Annotated in this window: 9 protein-coding genes and 1 pseudogene; 3 read left to right on the top strand and 7 right to left on the bottom strand. The window is 41.6% G+C overall.

Going from position 1 to position 16,774, the window contains the following annotated elements:
* Positions 1 to 596 precede the first annotated feature (596 nt).
* Positions 597 to 691: pseudogene (locus AC2SLM_RS01735) on the top strand (hypothetical protein); the annotation flags it as partial.
* Between the two features lie 482 nt (positions 692 to 1,173).
* Positions 1,174 to 3,345, top strand: coding sequence for a catalase/peroxidase HPI (gene katG / locus AC2SLM_RS01730; RefSeq protein ID WP_486551722.1), 2,172 nt, complete (start codon positions 1,174 to 1,176; stop codon positions 3,343 to 3,345).
* Between the two features lie 305 nt (positions 3,346 to 3,650).
* Here katG and AC2SLM_RS01725 read toward each other — a convergent pair whose 3' ends face one another.
* From AC2SLM_RS01725 to AC2SLM_RS01705, 5 genes are all read right to left on the bottom strand, one after another.
* Entirely contained in the window at positions 3,651 to 4,625 is a 975-nt protein-coding gene (locus AC2SLM_RS01725; RefSeq protein ID WP_486551600.1) for a peptide ABC transporter ATP-binding protein, read from the bottom strand.
* A complete protein-coding gene (locus tag AC2SLM_RS01720; protein WP_486551599.1) occupies positions 4,622 to 5,761 on the bottom strand; it encodes an ABC transporter ATP-binding protein in 1,140 nt (379 codons plus the stop codon). The genes AC2SLM_RS01725 and AC2SLM_RS01720 overlap by 4 nt, the downstream gene beginning before the upstream one ends.
* Complete coding sequence (locus tag AC2SLM_RS01715; RefSeq protein ID WP_486546538.1) at positions 5,761 to 6,675, bottom strand: ABC transporter permease; 915 nt, start codon at positions 6,673 to 6,675, stop codon at positions 5,761 to 5,763. The genes AC2SLM_RS01720 and AC2SLM_RS01715 overlap by 1 nt, the downstream gene beginning before the upstream one ends.
* Positions 6,676 to 6,740: 65 nt before the next feature.
* Positions 6,741 to 7,757 carry an ABC transporter permease gene (locus AC2SLM_RS01710; RefSeq protein ID WP_486551597.1) on the bottom strand — a complete coding sequence of 339 codons (1,017 nt, stop codon included), beginning with the start codon at positions 7,755 to 7,757 and terminating at the stop codon, positions 6,741 to 6,743.
* Between the two features lie 427 nt (positions 7,758 to 8,184).
* Positions 8,185 to 9,816 (bottom strand): ABC transporter substrate-binding protein, encoded by a 1,632-nt coding sequence (locus AC2SLM_RS01705; protein WP_486551596.1) that lies wholly within the window; start codon positions 9,814 to 9,816, stop codon positions 8,185 to 8,187.
* A 626-nt stretch (positions 9,817 to 10,442) separates the two neighbouring features.
* Between AC2SLM_RS01705 and AC2SLM_RS01700 the strand changes: the two genes are divergently transcribed.
* Positions 10,443 to 12,467: a TonB-dependent receptor domain-containing protein gene (locus AC2SLM_RS01700; protein ID WP_486551594.1), complete on the top strand. Its 2,025-nt coding sequence runs from the start codon at positions 10,443 to 10,445 to the stop codon at positions 12,465 to 12,467.
* Positions 12,468 to 13,322: 855 nt separating this feature from the next.
* Here the strand turns inward: AC2SLM_RS01700 and AC2SLM_RS01695 are convergent.
* Together AC2SLM_RS01695 and AC2SLM_RS01690 are read right to left on the bottom strand one after the other, a co-directional pair.
* Positions 13,323 to 14,078, bottom strand: coding sequence for a hypothetical protein (locus AC2SLM_RS01695; protein ID WP_486551592.1), 756 nt, complete (start codon positions 14,076 to 14,078; stop codon positions 13,323 to 13,325).
* A 400-nt stretch (positions 14,079 to 14,478) separates the two neighbouring features.
* The gene (locus tag AC2SLM_RS01690) at positions 14,479 to 16,551 is read right to left on the bottom strand and encodes a carboxypeptidase regulatory-like domain-containing protein (protein WP_486551590.1); all 2,073 of its coding nucleotides are present in this window, start codon (positions 16,549 to 16,551) and stop codon (positions 14,479 to 14,481) included.
* Positions 16,552 to 16,774 lie beyond the last annotated feature (223 nt).

Raw genomic sequence — 16,774 nt, 5'->3', positions numbered from 1 at the left:
TAACCAATCGTACTATGCAAACGTGTTTTGTTAAACCTGAGACGGGTTAAGAATCGTTTAAGTATCGATTTAGCTTTGCAAGGCGAGAGCTGTGCTCGAGTAGATCACCTGTCGTGCCAACAGATGCAATGACGCCAGAATCAGCCATCTTATCAGTATAGCGAATGGATAAATACTGAACCCCTCTATCACTTCTGTCAGGGCCCACGTTAACCTCTATGTTCAATTATGAAAGTATGAGTTTTGGAAGCGCCACGCAAACCTACGGAATATGCAAGAATATGAGAAGAATATTACGCCGCACAGTTTGTCTCCTTAATACAAGCGACAAACATAATAGGCAAAATAATTAACAAGTAAAGTCTAAGCCCTAAACCTCCACTGAGCATACGTATAGGAGACTCTTGGATATGTTCTGGGACTGAATATTCTGTGATAGTAATTGGATAACTATGATAAGTCTGAATAGCATTAGCGGCAACGTCAGTCGCTGTATAGACGTCTCCAACTAATGCTATCTCAAAGTGCTCACTGCCATCTGGTAAACACACCCTAGGGGCACATTTCTTAACCTCAAATATTGTTGTTGTGATGCCATGAATCTAGGGGCCGTTAATACCTATGAAGGCACTCATGATATTCATGCTCTTATTTTGAGGCGTACAAAACAGGCATCCAAGCATTCACCTAAGTTGACTGGTAATTAAAAATAAATTATAGAACATTTGTCGATTATATGATATAAAATATCAAAATTAGAATGATGATTTAATAAATCAATCATAGTTTTTCCTAATATAAAGTTCACTATGGGTGACGTCTGGTATATCTTGTTTGTTAAGGGATAGGCAAGGGAGAAAGCTTGTCGATTCTTGTAATACCACATACATAATCTGAACTTATAGTAACGATCATAAAATCAACGCTTTAACCAACAGTTTGGTGAAAAGGCTCACTGAGGAGTGGACTATCTCTACTAAACTGAAAACAGAGCATTAAATTGCTCCAAACCATCATAGGAAATTAAAAGTGTCTAATACTGATAATACCCAAAACAACCCAAACACCAACACCACTTACGATCAAGGGAATGGTGAAGGTCCTACAATTCACAGCGAAAATGCGGATCAAACCCATACTCCTGAACGTCCAAGTGCTGGCGTGTGTCCTGTAATGCATCAAGCGCACACCACTAAGGCGTCTTCAGTCACTGATTGGTGGCCAAACACGCTTAACCTAGATATCTTGCATCAACATGATCAAAAGACCAACCCAATGGATCCAGACTTTGATTATGCCAAAGCATTCTCTGAGTTAGATTTGGAAGCGGTAAAACAAGATTTAAAACAATTCATGACAGATTCGCAAGAATGGTGGCCAGCGGATTGGGGTCATTACGGCGGCTTAATGATTCGTATGGCGTGGCACTCGGCAGGTACTTATCGCCGTGCGGATGGTCGTGGCGGTTCAGGTACGGGCAATCAACGTTTTGCGCCTTTAAACAGCTGGCCAGACAACGCAAACTTAGATAAGGCCCGTCGATTGTTATGGCCTATTAAGCGCAAATATGGCAACAAGCTATCTTGGGCAGACCTTATGATTCTAGCGGGTAATATGGCTTATGAGTCAATGGGCTTTAAAACATTAGGATTCGCTGGTGGCCGTGAAGATATCTGGCACCCAGAAAAAGATATTTATTGGGGTTCAGAGCGTGAATGGTTGGCAGAAACTAAAAACCGTTATGAAGATGATGCCAAACGTGAAAGTCTTGAAAATCCTCTTGCTGCCGTGCAGATGGGTCTAATCTATGTGAACCCAGAAGGTGTGGATGGTAATCCTGATCCATTGAAAACCGCTGCTGATATTCGTACGACCTTTGGCCGTATGTCTATGAATGACGAAGAGACAGTTGCTTTGACAGCAGGTGGTCACACAGTAGGTAAAACTCACGGTAATGGCGATGCTTCATTATTAGAAGATGAGCCAGAAGCTGCGGATGTGAAAGAGCAAGGTCTAGGTTGGCGCAATCCTAAAGGTAAAGGTAATGCGGGCGACACGGTAACCAGTGGTATTGAAGGTGCGTGGACCACTCATCCGACGCAGTGGGACTATGGCTACTTTGACTTATTATTCAAGTATGACTGGGAGCTTACTAAGAGCCCTGCCGGTGCTTGGCAGTGGGAACCTGTTAACATCGCTGAAGAAGACCGTCCAGTCGATGCTCATGATCCAAGTGTACGCCGTAACCCAATCATGACAGATGCTGATATGGCCATGATTAAAGATCCTGAGTATCGTAAAATCTCTGAGAAGTTCCATAACGATCCAGAGTATTTTGATCAAGTATTCGCCAAAGCTTGGTTTAAATTGACGCACCGTGATTTGGGTCCAAAGTCTCGCTATTTAGGTGCAGATGTTCCTGCTGAAGACTTCATTTGGCAAGATCCTATCCCAGAGGGCAATGCTAATTTAACCGATGATGATATCGCTAAACTAAGCGCTCAAATTCTAGACAGCGGTTTAGAAAGACGCGAGCTGATCATTACGGCTTGGGATAGCGCACGTACTTATCGTCAGTCAGATTATCGTGGTGGCGCTAATGGCGCTCGTATTCGTCTTGCTCCACAAAAGGACTGGATTGGTAATGAGCCTGAACAGTTAAAACGTGTATTAGATACTTTAACTCGCATTCAGTCTGAATTTGATAAACCAGTTAGCCTAGCTGATTTAATTGTATTAGGTGGTAATGCTGCGATTGAGGAAGCGGCTAAAGAGGCTGGCGTTGATGTCAAAGTACCTTTTGTAGCTGGCCGTGGTGATGCGACAGATGAGATGACAGACGTTGATTCTTTCTCTGACCTTGAGCCTTTACACGATGGCTATCGTAACTGGGTGAAGAGAGACTATGCGGTGTCTCCAGAAGAGATGCTATTGGATCGCACTCAGTTAATGGGTCTAACTGCTCCTGAAATGGTCGTATTAATCGGTGGTATGCGTGTACTTGATACTAATTATGGTCACAGTAATAAAGGTGTATTTACCGATCGCCCAGGTGTGTTAACCAATGATTTCTTCGTTAACTTAACGGATATGAATTACACTTGGGAACCTGTTAAGACCGATAATACTGCTGCTCAATCTTATATTATTCGTGAACGTCGTACGGGTAATATGAAATGGGAAGCGACGCGTGTTGACCTAGTCTTTGGTTCAAACTCTATCTTACGCTCTTATGCAGAGCTTTATGCACAAGACGATAACTTAGAGAAATTTGTCAAAGACTTCGTGAACGCTTGGAACAAAGTTATGATGGCCGATCGTTATGATGTTAACCAAGCTGGTTAATCTATTTAGCTTGCTTTGATATCATTAGACTTTAGAGTCTTAAATTAAAAAGCAGCTACCTAATTAGGTGGCTGCTTTTTTTATATGGCGCAAAAACATATCGGTTAAAATAAAGTTATATCAAATCTAGAAATTAACCTATCGAGGAAGACGCGTGCATACGCTAAAAATAGTAGGTTCAGCGAGACTGAAAAAGATAGGTTGTTTTATAGAAAAGGTATCATTAACGTTTTAAGCGCTAATCAAAGGATGCTAAATGAACCACCTCTTTGTGCAACAGACCCTAATTTAACTTTTATCTGTAGTTACGCATATATCTCTTCCAGTCTAATACACGACACCAACCGTTCCTCCCACTCCCGCAATTCAGGCTCAACTTGCGCACACTCTGCTGTTGCATAAGGGCAGCGCTTATGTAGTGCACACCCAGAAGGTGGATTTAATGGACTTGGAAGCTCCCCCTTTAATGTTAATGCTTTTTTATGCCCATGAATACTGGGAGCGGCACTTAACAAGGCGATGGTATAGGGATGTTTTGGATTGTTATAGATAGCTTCTTTTGGGCCATGCTCGACAACTTTACCGAGATACATGACCATAAGGTCGTCTGCCACATGCCTAACGACGGACAAATCATGCGAAATAAAGACGTAAGCGGTATGGTATTCGTCTTGCAAATCCATAAATAGATTAAGTACCTGAGCTTGGATGGACACATCAAGTGCCGAAGTCGGCTCATCAGCCACCACAATCTTTGGATTAAGCATCATAGCGCGGGCAAGGGCGATACGTTGTCTTTGACCCCCTGAAAACATATGCGGGTATCGACCTGAGTGTTCAGGACGTAGACCCACAAGGCGCATCATCTTATGTATTTTTTCTTTTTTCTCATTCGCGGAAAGATTGGTATGAATATCTAAAGGTTCTGTCAGTTGATACCCAATCGTATGGCGAGGATTGAGACTGCCATAAGGATTTTGGAATACCATCTGAATTTCAGTACGGATTTTTTTAAGCGCGCGGCGACCAAAGCTGGTGGTATTGACGTCATTAATAAAAAGCTGACCTTGGGTGGGCTGCTCAATTAAGGTCAACTGTCTAGCAAGGGTTGATTTTCCACATCCTGACTCACCGACGACTGCTAAGGTTTTCCCCGCTTTAAGCTCGAAGGATATCCCATTTAACGCCTTAACTTGCCCTTTGGGTTTTCCGATACCTTGAGACACTGGGTAGTGCTTATGTAGGTTTTCTGCTTTTAAAACGACTTTGTCCGAGTTCATATTAAGCTCCCCATTGACGCAGGGTCATTCTGTGAAGGTGTTGTAGTAGGCTTGGTTGGGAGAGTGGTGTGGATACAACGTACCTTTCCGTGTTCAGTCTTTAGTATCGGCGGCGGTACCTCGCAGGCCTCTTCTTTATAAGGACACCGAGGTGATAGCAAACAGCCTTTAGGTCGATCATACTGACTGGGCACCACACCAGGTAGACTGTTAAGCCGAGCTTGTCCGATGGCAAGCTCAGGTATGGCTTGCAGTAGTGCTTCGGTGTAGGGATGCACAGGTTGTTCAAAAATATGGGGAACGGTATTGGTTTCAACCATTTGACCAGCATACATGACGGCGACATCGCGCGCATTTTGTGAGACCAAACCAAGATCATGAGTGATGAGTACCATCGCCATTTGTTTTTCACGTTGCAGACGACTTAATAAATCCATAATCTGGGCTTGAACGGTGACATCGAGGGCGGTAGTTGGTTCGTCGGCAATCAGGAGTTTGGGCTCACAAGCCAGCGCCATGGCGATCATAACCCGTTGACTCATTCCCCCTGACAGTTGATGTGGATATACTTTTAGTCGGTTCTTAGCATCAGGAATCTCAACCAACTCTAGCAGTTCTAATATACGCTGACGAACCGCGTCACCTTTAAGTCCTAAATGTGTCTTTAACACTTCCGCTATCTGAAATTCAATGGTAAAGCTTGGGTTAAGGCAAGACATGGCGTTTTGAAAAATCATAGAGATATCTTTACCGATGACCTGACGTCTGTCACGGTCGTTAAGGGTAAGCATATCCTTACCATCAAACTGCATCTTATTAGCAGCGACAGTCGCACTTGATGGTAGTAGACCCATTAATGCCATCATAGTGACTGATTTCCCAGAGCCTGATTCACCCACTACAGCTAGAACTTCGCCTTGATGAAGTTGCAGTGACACATCATCGACAGCCCGAAAGGCACGTGCGCCTTTACCAAAGGTCACTGATAGATTGTCAATATCAAGCAAAAGAGGTTTGGTATCTTTAGTCATAGCAGCGTCATTCATTGGATAATTATTAAACTCATCAGCATTATTTGCAGTGGTCTTATCATTTTTCGTCGTATGTGTCGTAGTATGTGTCGTAAGTCGGCTCATTAGGATACCTGCTTTAATTTAGGGTCAAGCGCATCACGTAAGCCATCACCGGTTAGGTTAATGGACAAAGCCGCTAAGAAAATCGCTAAACCAGGCCAGATTGCCAACCACACATTACTTTGAATATATTGGCGGGCAGTACCTAGCATTGCTCCCCATTCAGCATCAGGAGGCTGAACGCCGAAACCTAAGAAACCAATAGCACCTGCTTCCAAAATAGCAGAAGAGAATATCATCGTTGCTTGTACGATCAAAGGTGCCATACAGTTCGGTAATATAGTGATAAATAGCAAGCGTATGACACTAGCACCCATGACTTTTGAGGCAACAAAATACTCACGTTGAAGTTCAACCATAGCTGTTGCACGGGTTAAGCGAATAAAAGGTGGCGTACATACCAAGGCAATAGTGATAATGGTATTGGTCATTGACGGCCCTAATATCGCAGCGATGATAATCGCTAATAATAGACTTGGATAAGACATCAAAATATCATTGACCAACATGACCGCCTTACCCCAGATCTTAGGCCAAAAGGCAGCACTAAGACCAAGACTGACCCCCGAAATCATAGCTAATGTTGTGGCGCTTAGCCCAATAAATAAGGAGTAGCGGGCGCCATACATGACCCGAGAAAGGGTGTCACGGCCGGCGTCATCAGTGCCTAAAAAAAACTGAGCATCGCCGCCACTAAAAAAAGATGGTGGCAGTTGCTCTTGGCCTGTATATAGCTCATAGGGATCATGAGGAGCAATGGCAGGCGCTAATAGTGCCACTATCACCATAATGATTAATACCAATAGACCTAGGACCGCTCCTCGGTTACGACAAAATGTTGACACAAACAGTCGCATCGATGAGGGTGGGTTGGCAGAGAGAAGATCTTCATCTTCAATAAGTACGGTAGGCTTCATCAAGATTTCCTATTTTCAAATGCTTTTATTTAAGATTGCTAGGGTTGTTTGCTCGACCTATTGAGTTAGGAGGTATGACGTACACGAGGATTGATGAGCCCGTATAAAATATCCACCATCAAACTCACTAAGATTAGCGCCGTTGCCACCAGCAAAATACCGTTTTGAACGATGGGATAGTCTCGGGTGAAGAACCCATCGAGGAGCCAGTTGCCAACACCTGGCCAACTAAAGATTGTCTCCGTGATAATTGCCCCTGCCAATAAGGTCGCCATCTGTAAGCCAATAACGGTCACGACAGTTATAAGAGCATTTCGCATCACATGAATTAATATGACACGCTTCGGAGATAAGCCCTTGGCTTTTGCAGTGCGCACGTAGTCTTCATCCAACACCTCAAGCATGGCAGAGCGTGTCATACGGGCAATCATAGCCAAAGGAATTGTTGATAACGCGATAGAAGGTAGAATAAAGTGTTTTACCACATTCCAAAAAGCTCCAGGAATGCCTGAGGACAGTGAGCCCAATAGCCAAGAGCCATATAGAGGCTTAACATCCAAAAACTGAGCGACAGAGATGACCCCTGATACAGGAAGCAATCCTAAATAGTGTGCAAATATACCCGTCAAGATAGGGCCTAATAGATAAATAGGCATTGAGTAACCAGCCAATGCCCCTGACATAAGGGTGTAATCAAGCCAAGACCCCCGTCTCAATGCTGCCAAAATTCCAAGGCTGACACCAACGATACTGGCGATGACAATGGCACATAGCGCTAATTCTAACGTTGGCACAAAGTGGGCAAAGAAGTCTTGTAAAACAGGGGTTCGGGTCCTAAAAGAGGCACCGAAATCCCCTTGCAAGATACCGGTAATATAATCCCAATACTGGATAGGCAAAGGTTTGTCTAGTCCTAGTCGGGCTAAGGCCTGTGCATGCATTTCAGGATCAACCATGCGTTCACCCATCATAATTTCTACCGCGTCACCCGGTACAAGGCGTATCAGGGTAAAGGTGGACAGAGTGAGACCAATATAAACGGGGATAAGAATCATTATTCGGCGAAGAATATACAATAGCATGAGTAAGCTCGAATTTTAGAAGAATGAGTTTGCTATAAACGTCACGTCAACAAGGTAACGTATCAGAAGTTTTAGAGATATGGACACCAATAATATTAGGACTGACATAATTAGTATTGACGCAAAACAATATTTGACAAGTGACATGCGACTGGACGTTATATACTGCGCCTGATGGAGATTCCATACAATCAGCGTCAATAAATGATTAGCAGTCGCTACAAGTCAATGATGTGTCAGTCCTAAATATAAAAAAGGCTGGAACAGAGTTTGTCTGAACCAGCCAATTTACCTAGCTATCGATTGATAGGTTTACTGGGTAAGGTTCTTAACATTATTGGTGTCTTAATTACTGAAAATATTGCTTAGTAATCATTAACTAATTGCTCAGTAAATAGTCAGCAACTATTAAGTAGTTAATAAGTAGCTACTCAATATCGACACCATCAAAACGAATCGAACCCAATGGACTAATTTTATAGTCTTTAACATTCGGCGTTGTTAGTACGGTTACAACTGAGTTGGCTACCGTGGTCCAAGGCAATTGTTCTTTGAAGATAACTTGCGCTTGTTTGTAGTTCTCAATACGCTCGTCTTGATCAGTAATGGCTCTGGCGTCCATCACCAACTTATCGAAGTCCTCATTACACCAGCGTGCATAGTTATTGCCATTTACCGCATCGCACGATAATAAGACACCTAACCAGTTATCAGGATCACCATTATCGCCCGTCCAGCCTGCTAGGATCACATCATGCTCACCTTTGTTGGCGCGTTTTAGATACTCACCCCACTCAAAGGTTTTAAGGTTGGCTTTAACCCCAATCTTAGCCCAGTCAGCTTGTATCATTTCAGCCATTAGCTTGGCGTTAGGATTGTAAGGGCGTTGAACGGGCATATACCATAAGTCAGTTTCAAAGCCACTAACACCTGCCTCATCTAAGATAGCTTTGGCCTTAGCTGTGTCATAAGGCGCATCTTTTAAGGTCTCATTGTAGCCCCACTGCGATGGTGGCATAGGATTAGTTGATTTGACACCCGCACCTTGATAAACCGCATCAATTAAGGCGTCTTTGTTGATCGCCATATCAAGCGCTTGACGCACACGAAGATCACTAAGCTCTGGTCTGTCCGTGTTATACGCAATATATCCAACGTTAAATCCGGGCTGTTCAAGGACATTGGCTTTGCCTGACGCTTTAGCAGATTCGACTTCAGAAGGGTTGGCATAGGCCGATACGTTACATTCGCCAGCCTGCACTTTTTGAGCCCTTACCGCAGAATCTTTGGTAATGACAAAGACAAGATTGTCGATATGGATATCGTCTTTATTCCAGTAGTCTGGATTTTTGGTATAACGAATTTGTGAGTCTTTTTGATAAGAGGTAAATACAAATGGTCCTGTACCCACCGGCTTGGTATTTATGTCAGCAGCATGACCGGCATCTAATAAGGATTGTGCATATTCGGCAGAGTCTATGTAAGCAAATGGCATGGCTAGATTCTGCAGGAACGGTGCATTTACTTCATTGAGCGTGATTTTAACGGTATAGTCGTTAACTTTCTCGATATTAGCAATGTTCTCGGGTAGCCCCATATCGACAGAGTAGGGGAATTCAGCTTGATAGGCTTTGTTAAACTCAAACTCTGGATCGGTCAGACGTTTTAATGTAAAGACCACATCATCCGCGTTAAAGTCACGTGTTGGCGTAAAATAATCGGTTTTTCCAAACTTCACGCCTTTTCGCAAGTGTAGCGTATAGGTTTTTCCATCATCACTAATTTCCCAACTTTCTGCTAAACCCGGCTGAATCTCAGTTTCACCACGTTTAAACTCAACCAATCCGTTATAGATAGGGTAGGAGCTTGCATCAAAATCTGTACCGGCGGTGTATTGGGCAGGATCAAAACCAGCGGGACTCCCTTCTGAACAGTAAATAAGCGTTTTTGCGGCCTCTGAACCATTACTAGCAGCAGTTTCTTTATTACCACCACCACAAGCTGTGACGGCTAGAGTTGCTGCCGCTAATAAACTGAGTTTAAAAAGAGGGTATTTCATGTTGGCTTCCTAATTGGCTATTTGAAATAAAGAGAAAAATAAACGATTTAAGTGTGACAAGAAGTTCAGTAAATGGCGTTATGAATTCGTTGAACTTTGAATGATAAAGATGCAAAACGTATGCCAATAGTTGAGGGGGATAATCAGAAACGTCCTTGTCATTTGCCTAAATAAATCTGCGCTTTAAATTAAAAATTAAGAGCAGTATGAATAATATATATGTTAAGTCAATGTTGCGCAAGTCAACACTTAAGTTAATTTATATAAATAGCCTGTTAAAAAGATATTTTTGTTAAATGATTGATTACATAAATTTATGTATTGAAATTAATAAAACAATTGATTACAATCTGCAATTATTAATACAAATGATAATGATTCGCATTAACGTTTAAGTATTTCTTATTATAAACTGTTGTTTTAAGCTTACGTTTTCTTATTAAAAATTTCTCCTCAAACACAGTCAACCCTTGTCATAGACAGCGCTAAACTATCGTACTTGTCTATTATTTACTATCTGTATCTGGCCTATCCGGTAAGTACTTTAGTGCAGTCTATGAATTTTATTGAGAGTAAGTCATATGTCTATATCAATTTCTTATCGTTTATCTCCTTTAGCATTGTGAGTGACAACGGTACTCGTTAGCCAAGCTTCAAATGCAGCACCGACGACAAATAGCGATATACCTATTATGACCGCACAAACCATAACGGTGACAGCCAATCGCTCCGTGCATGATAGGGTACAAAATGATGCTGTTTATATTGATCAATACTTACCTGCACAGCAAGCCAGTATGCTTAGTGACTTTTTGGGTGCTGTACCTAGTGTTGATGTGGGTGGTACGTCAGCCATTACTCAACGTATGCAAATCCGTGGAATGAGTGATACGGATTTAAAAGTAACTGTTGATGGTGCCCGTCAAGAAGGGTATATGTTCTATCATATGGGTGATATTACACTAGACCCTGACTTGCTAAAGCAGGCTGAAGTTGCCGTGGGTAATAACTCAGTCACACTAGGCAACCACGCATTAGGTGGTGCTGTGCAATTTAGTACGGTTGATGCTGCTGATTTATTGGCGCCTGATCAGCAAATGGGCGGCAAAGTCCATGTGGGGTATGCGGATAACAATGATGAGTGGTTAACCGCTGCGACACTATTTGCCGCACCAACTGAAGATGTTGATTTATTGGCTTATTATGGCAGACGAGATGCCAAAGCAGGGGAAGATGGGAAAGGGGATGAAATTCAAACCAAAGACAGTAAAAGCGAAAATATATTGTTAAAAGCAGGCACTTATATCACACCAGATCAACATATCAAAGCAAGCTTTAGCCGTACTAAAAATACGGGCGACTATCCCCTACGTCCAGATTTTCCAATGACACAGGGCGATCAGAGTTTTAACCCTATTATCCCACAAGAAGTTAAGCGTGATACCTATACGCTTGAATACAACTTCGACCCATCGAATGACCTGATCGATATAGATGCTAATCTGTATCAAACTAAAACCGAAATGCACCGTAATTTTGATTCAAGTCTTAAAACAACAGGGGGTAAAATTCAAAACACTAGTTTAGTTGATTCAAGTTTTGGTTCACACAGGGTTATCACAGGCGTTGAACATTATAAAAAAGAATCTAAATTTGATGGACAAGATTTTGGCACACGTCGTCCAACTCACGGTACAGATGAAGCGAAAAGCACATCAGTATTTTTAGAGGATCAATGGCGTTTGAATAAGTTAACGCTGACTCCAGGGGTACGTTACGACCGCTATGAGTCACCAAAATATATTGCTGATGGTAAAAAATATAATAATGTTGTCGGTGCTTTAGCTGCCAGCTATGATATTGCGCCGCATACAACTGTGTTTGTAAGTTATACCGAGTTATTTAATGGTCCTAACTTAGGTCAAGTATTATATAACCGTAATGGGGAAGATACTTTTGTAAGTCGTAATTTAAAGCCAGAAGAAGGGGATAACTCAGAAGATGGTTTTACAACAACATTGCGCGGTCTCAATACAGCAAATGATACTTTGCAGCTCAGTGCAAAATACTTTGTGACAGATTTAGAGAACTATATTGACTTTGTACGAGTGCTACCGGGTGGCAGAGGGGGTATAGACTGTGAAACAGGGCTACCTGGAGGTCGTTGTAATGGCGCCTTAAATAAAGATGAAGAAGTCAGAATCAAAGGGGGAGAAGTTTCTGCCACCTATAGCGCTGACAATTATAATATTGGTCTAAGCTATGCTCGTGCCCGCAGTAACGGTAAAGAAACCGGCTATAACTTATACCGAGATACGGGTGATAAAGTCATGCTAAACTTGGCGACTCAACCAAGTGATGAAATGGAAATTGGATGGCGCAGTACTTTTGTTAGCTCTCTCACACCAAAAACAGCCGGCAATGATCCGAAAAAACCAAGCTATGATGTTCATGATGTATTTATGAGCTACACACCAAAACAGGTCAAAGGCTTAAAAGCAACTTTCGGGGTTTATAATCTATTTGATGAAACCTATGCAGATCATGCCTCACGTAACTTAGGTACGAATATGTCAGCTAATGGCGTGCGCTATCAAACTGACTATGAACCAGGTCGTAACTTTAAAGCCGCATTAACCTATCAGTTCTAAGAACAAACTCCTCGTGATATACGATGAGGCCAAAACAGAGGGTTATGAGATCAAAAAAAGGGCTTTTAAGACAAACAATTAAAGGAAGAGCGGTAGTTAAAGTAGTTAAAGCAATGGCAGCTACTCCTGCTTTACGCTACTATCTGCCAGTGTTGGCAATGCGTTTGCTATAGTTTGTCGTGTCGCTTGCTTCACGTCGCCACGACAAAGCTAAGCAACGCAGTATGCCAACTCTAGCAGTATATCCGCTGCAATCAGGGCTAAACCTCTTTTGGCACTCTTGTGCAGCAGCAGGTTAGACTTAATTTTAAGTTTGATATTCATTAAGCCATTAGTTAACAATGAAACCCCTATTGCTCAACATAGCAATGGAGGTTTTTCAATCGTTATTTATCCAAAAGGGCGGGATGATATGTCAATAATACGACAGAGGGAAAAACCGCAAACCTTTATAGTCTTATTGAGTCGGAATATTCAGACTTTGCGGAGGCGGTTGATGAGTTAGAGAAACTGGTGAAATAGCTCATGAAAAACGTTATGTAACTTTAGGTGTAATTGGTATTTTAGCAGCTAGTTTCTATTTCTACATGTTATTCTTTTTTTGGGTGATTACCGAGGTACGAGACTCAACATTTAATATCTATAACGTAATATTTGCTATGGTTAGCACACATTCTACACTCTAATGACGTTATGCATTATCGTCGACACTATCAACAAGGTGCGACTTACTTTTTTACGATTGTTTTGCAAGATAGGTATAGCGACTTGTTAATAGCTCATATCGACTTCTAAACAAATCCTGATAAAATCCATAGCACTGAGCTTATGATGCTTTTACGAAGGGTTCTCGGTTTAATTAGCAGGGAACGGGTATAGATAACTGTCCTCATCAATAATCTTGCGTTTTCTACCCTCAATATAATACTCACCTCCGTGTTCTAGGCGTATCATAAAGTCCCAATCTCCATTGGCGGCTAATAGCTCGTTAAATAGTTGCTGGCGTAGGCCTGCATAGGCATCTAAAGTATCTTTGCCAGACTTTAATAATAGCGGGGTGTCGGACACATAAAAGATGACAAAGGTATTGTCCGCACGCTTTTCAAGCCGTTGTAAGTCAATACCATATTTATCCAGCACCGTTTTAGTGGGATGATTAAAACGAGTGACATCATTAATCCAAACTGGTTTTTCAATATACTGATACCTTAGGTTATAGGTGTCATCCGTGGTTCTATATTCAAAGATACGACCATACTTGTCGATGACGTAAGAGGCAAAACGAGGAGAGGTGTGGGGGTCACCGCCACAGGCGCTATTGTGCTTTTCGTATATAGTCACCTCGACATTGCTATTTAATATCTCATTGTCGTAAGGCCCAATAGTGTATTGATAGCACTGTGTAAAGTGGCGCATGAGCAGGTCATAACTACGCTTTTGCTTAGGATTGAAATTTGCAAACGGGTTTATATCAAGGTTGGTGATAGAGATTGTACGATCATTCATAACAGGTGAATTATAAGAGGGATGCGCTAATACAGGCAAGCTTACCATATTTAGCAAGCTTGCCATAAAAGAGGTCAGCAGTTTTATCCGAGGCAATGATGACATCTGACACATCCTTTTGAAATAGGCTTTAATAAATAGTCAAGGCTATTTTAACAATGATTCCGCTATATTAATACAGACAGTTAGCTATCTATCTATCAGACTTAAACAACGATCAGATAATTACTATATTAAACAGTTATCGACGTCTAAATTTAAGTCTGGTTTGCATAGAGTTCACGCATTAATTTTTATCGTGCTTACCTCCACCCAACCTTGGCTGAATATATAAAAGTAATTATCCATCATAGGTTATATTACAAATCTCTTTACCATTAAAAGATACGTCTAATATATGACTGATATCAAAGATATAACTATCTCCTTAAAATAAAAACCGCCTATAGCGTTGGCTATGAGCGGTTTTATAATAATCTATCTTTGAGTTTGACTTTAGTGCAACTTATAGCGCAGGGTAGGCTTCTTTTAATGCCGCAATAATTTGTTCTTTTGCTGCATCATTATAAAGAGCGCACTCATTTTTATCAGCTTCTGTCAGTGTTTCACTGCCTGGCCAGTAATAGATGCCGTAATAAGTTTTATTGTCATATTTTACATAGGCGCTAGATGTATTATCTTCATACTCATCTTTATTAGATGATGCCTTCCATGGAATACCTGCCCATGTCCCTTCAAGTAGGTCAGTATTATAACTACCATCAAAGCCATTATCGCTAATACTGTCAGTTTCAAAATCGATATAAGGTATATCACCATGCGATATTGAAACGAGCTTTTTACAAGTGGCGTTGTTATTAAACACACTTAGCTGATTCGGTAAGTTATTTAGACGTTCAAGAGTTTCAGCTGAAATATACTCGTCGTCGATATTCTCAAGTGCAAACACATCTCCAATTTTCTGATTAGCAATTGATACGTCTTTCATTTTGAAAGTATAAGTTGCACCGTTACTTAATCGCTGAGTGAGAATATTATTGTTATATGTGGTCTTATACCACTCAACTTTTCGGAAGTTATTATCAGCGATAAGTGTAGATTTTGATCTCGCTTCAAGCCCATTTACTGTTAGGGCGTATTCAATCGTGTCCTCTACATTATCATTGATATAGTCGCTTTTGTTGTACAGGGATTGCTCAATGAATTCCATGGTATTGCTGTTTGTCGCACGGAAGCTTTCTAAATGGACGTCATTTAATTGCTCAGTGTTAGTCCCATTATAGCGCTCATCAAAGTAGAAAAAATGACCAATGATACCGGCTTGAGTATCAACAGGCTTCGGATCGATAGTCGTTAAAGGCGGCTTAGGTTGCGGGTTTGGCGTTACTGGTACAGGTACCAGTGGTAGCGTCTGGAACACATCGACATAGGTAAAGACATCATCTGAGCTAGGGTCTTTGGCAGTAATACAATCACCGTTATTGATCTTGTAAATGGTGTTTTGTTTTAACGCAGGAATATCAACGGCGTTGAAGCTGTTTTTATTGTAATGAGGTGCTAACGTCAACGGTGTATTGATAGGCACACGTGCGCTAAATTTGCCTTCATCATCAATACTGCCGTAATTAACAAAGCCGCGCCCTTTTATCATGGCATCGATGCCACCAGCGATTGGCTTTTGAGTATTTTCTTCAACAAAACAGCCTTGCACCAGTGCTGAATATTCAAGCACAGCAATGTCGAGGTTCCATAAAGTAAAGTGAGTGACCTGTCCTTGATAGGTGCCGTCAGACTGACGTATTGCGACACCATCTTTGATCCAAATCATCTGCTCTTCATCGTAATACCATAATGGTATTTGTGCTAAATCTTGATCGGTGGTGGCTTCTGGAAAGGTTAGTGTTGCTCTAGTATCTTCTTTTAAATTGAGCTTGGCACCTGTATTAGGGTCAGTCAATTTCACATCAATCACACCAACGGTGACCAGACCTGTCTCATTTCGGCCGTCTTTGTCTTGACCAGCAAAGGGCTGTGCAAAAGATTGAGCACCTTCAACTGAGTCAGGATTGTAGTAGTTGCTGGCAATATTAACTTTGCCGATGTAGTCTTTACCATCAGCGGTCACAATACTATTACTTGGAATAGTAACAGTGGCGCCTGATACTTGAAGCTGATTGATACCATTACTGCTGAAAAACTCAGTAGTAACTTGGTCAGCAGACAAGATGACATCGACAGTATAGATACCACTTGTCACTGCATTAATTTCTTTAGCAGTAGTCATATAGCCATCTTTTTTAATTAAGATGATTATGCTTGAGTCGTCTGCATCGATATCTGCTAACTCTAGCGTATATTTTCCAGTGGCGTCAGTAGTCACTGTCTTGTCAGCGGCTTGAATGGTCACGCCTTGGATAGGGTTGCCTGATTTATCACTAACCATGCCACTAACGGTAAGGTTTGAGGTGTCTTTGCTACTGGTTATTTTTTGAGTGCCTGATGAATCATCACCACCGCAGCCGGCTAAGCTAAGGGTTGCAATCAATAAACCTGATGTTAGTGCATGTAAGTTTTTCATGAGATATTCTCTTATACTAAATAATAGTAGTGTACACATTTTTCGTGACACTTTGAATATCTTTTTAAATATAGATTAATAAAACTTAAAGGGTGGTTTCATACATTAAGAATAGGCCGGTAGTGTTTTGGTTAGCTAGCTAGGACGGTTTCCTGAGTATGAAAAGCACCACGCCAACCCCCTATGTCAGGATAGTTGTCACCCCCTAAGAATAAACTAAATG

This window comes from Psychrobacter sp. CX16 (assembly GCF_057396245.1).
This window is presented reverse-complemented; position numbering and strand designations above follow the sequence as displayed.

Excerpts from the sequence above, each read along its gene's own strand:
- katG (WP_486551722.1), top strand. The coding sequence starts at position 1,174 with ATGCATCAAGCGCACACCACTAAGGCGTCTTCAGTCACTGATTGGTGG.
- AC2SLM_RS01725 (WP_486551600.1), bottom strand. The coding sequence starts at position 4,625 with ATGAACTCGGACAAAGTCGTTTTAAAAGCAGAAAACCTACATAAGCAC.
- AC2SLM_RS01720 (WP_486551599.1), bottom strand. The coding sequence starts at position 5,761 with ATGAGCCGACTTACGACACATACTACGACACATACGACGAAAAATGAT.
- AC2SLM_RS01715 (WP_486546538.1), bottom strand. The coding sequence starts at position 6,675 with ATGAAGCCTACCGTACTTATTGAAGATGAAGATCTTCTCTCTGCCAAC.
- AC2SLM_RS01710 (WP_486551597.1), bottom strand. The coding sequence starts at position 7,757 with ATGCTATTGTATATTCTTCGCCGAATAATGATTCTTATCCCCGTTTAT.
- AC2SLM_RS01705 (WP_486551596.1), bottom strand. The coding sequence starts at position 9,816 with ATGAAATACCCTCTTTTTAAACTCAGTTTATTAGCGGCAGCAACTCTA.
- AC2SLM_RS01695 (WP_486551592.1), bottom strand. The coding sequence starts at position 14,078 with ATGTCATCATTGCCTCGGATAAAACTGCTGACCTCTTTTATGGCAAGC.
- AC2SLM_RS01690 (WP_486551590.1), bottom strand. The coding sequence starts at position 16,551 with ATGAAAAACTTACATGCACTAACATCAGGTTTATTGATTGCAACCCTT.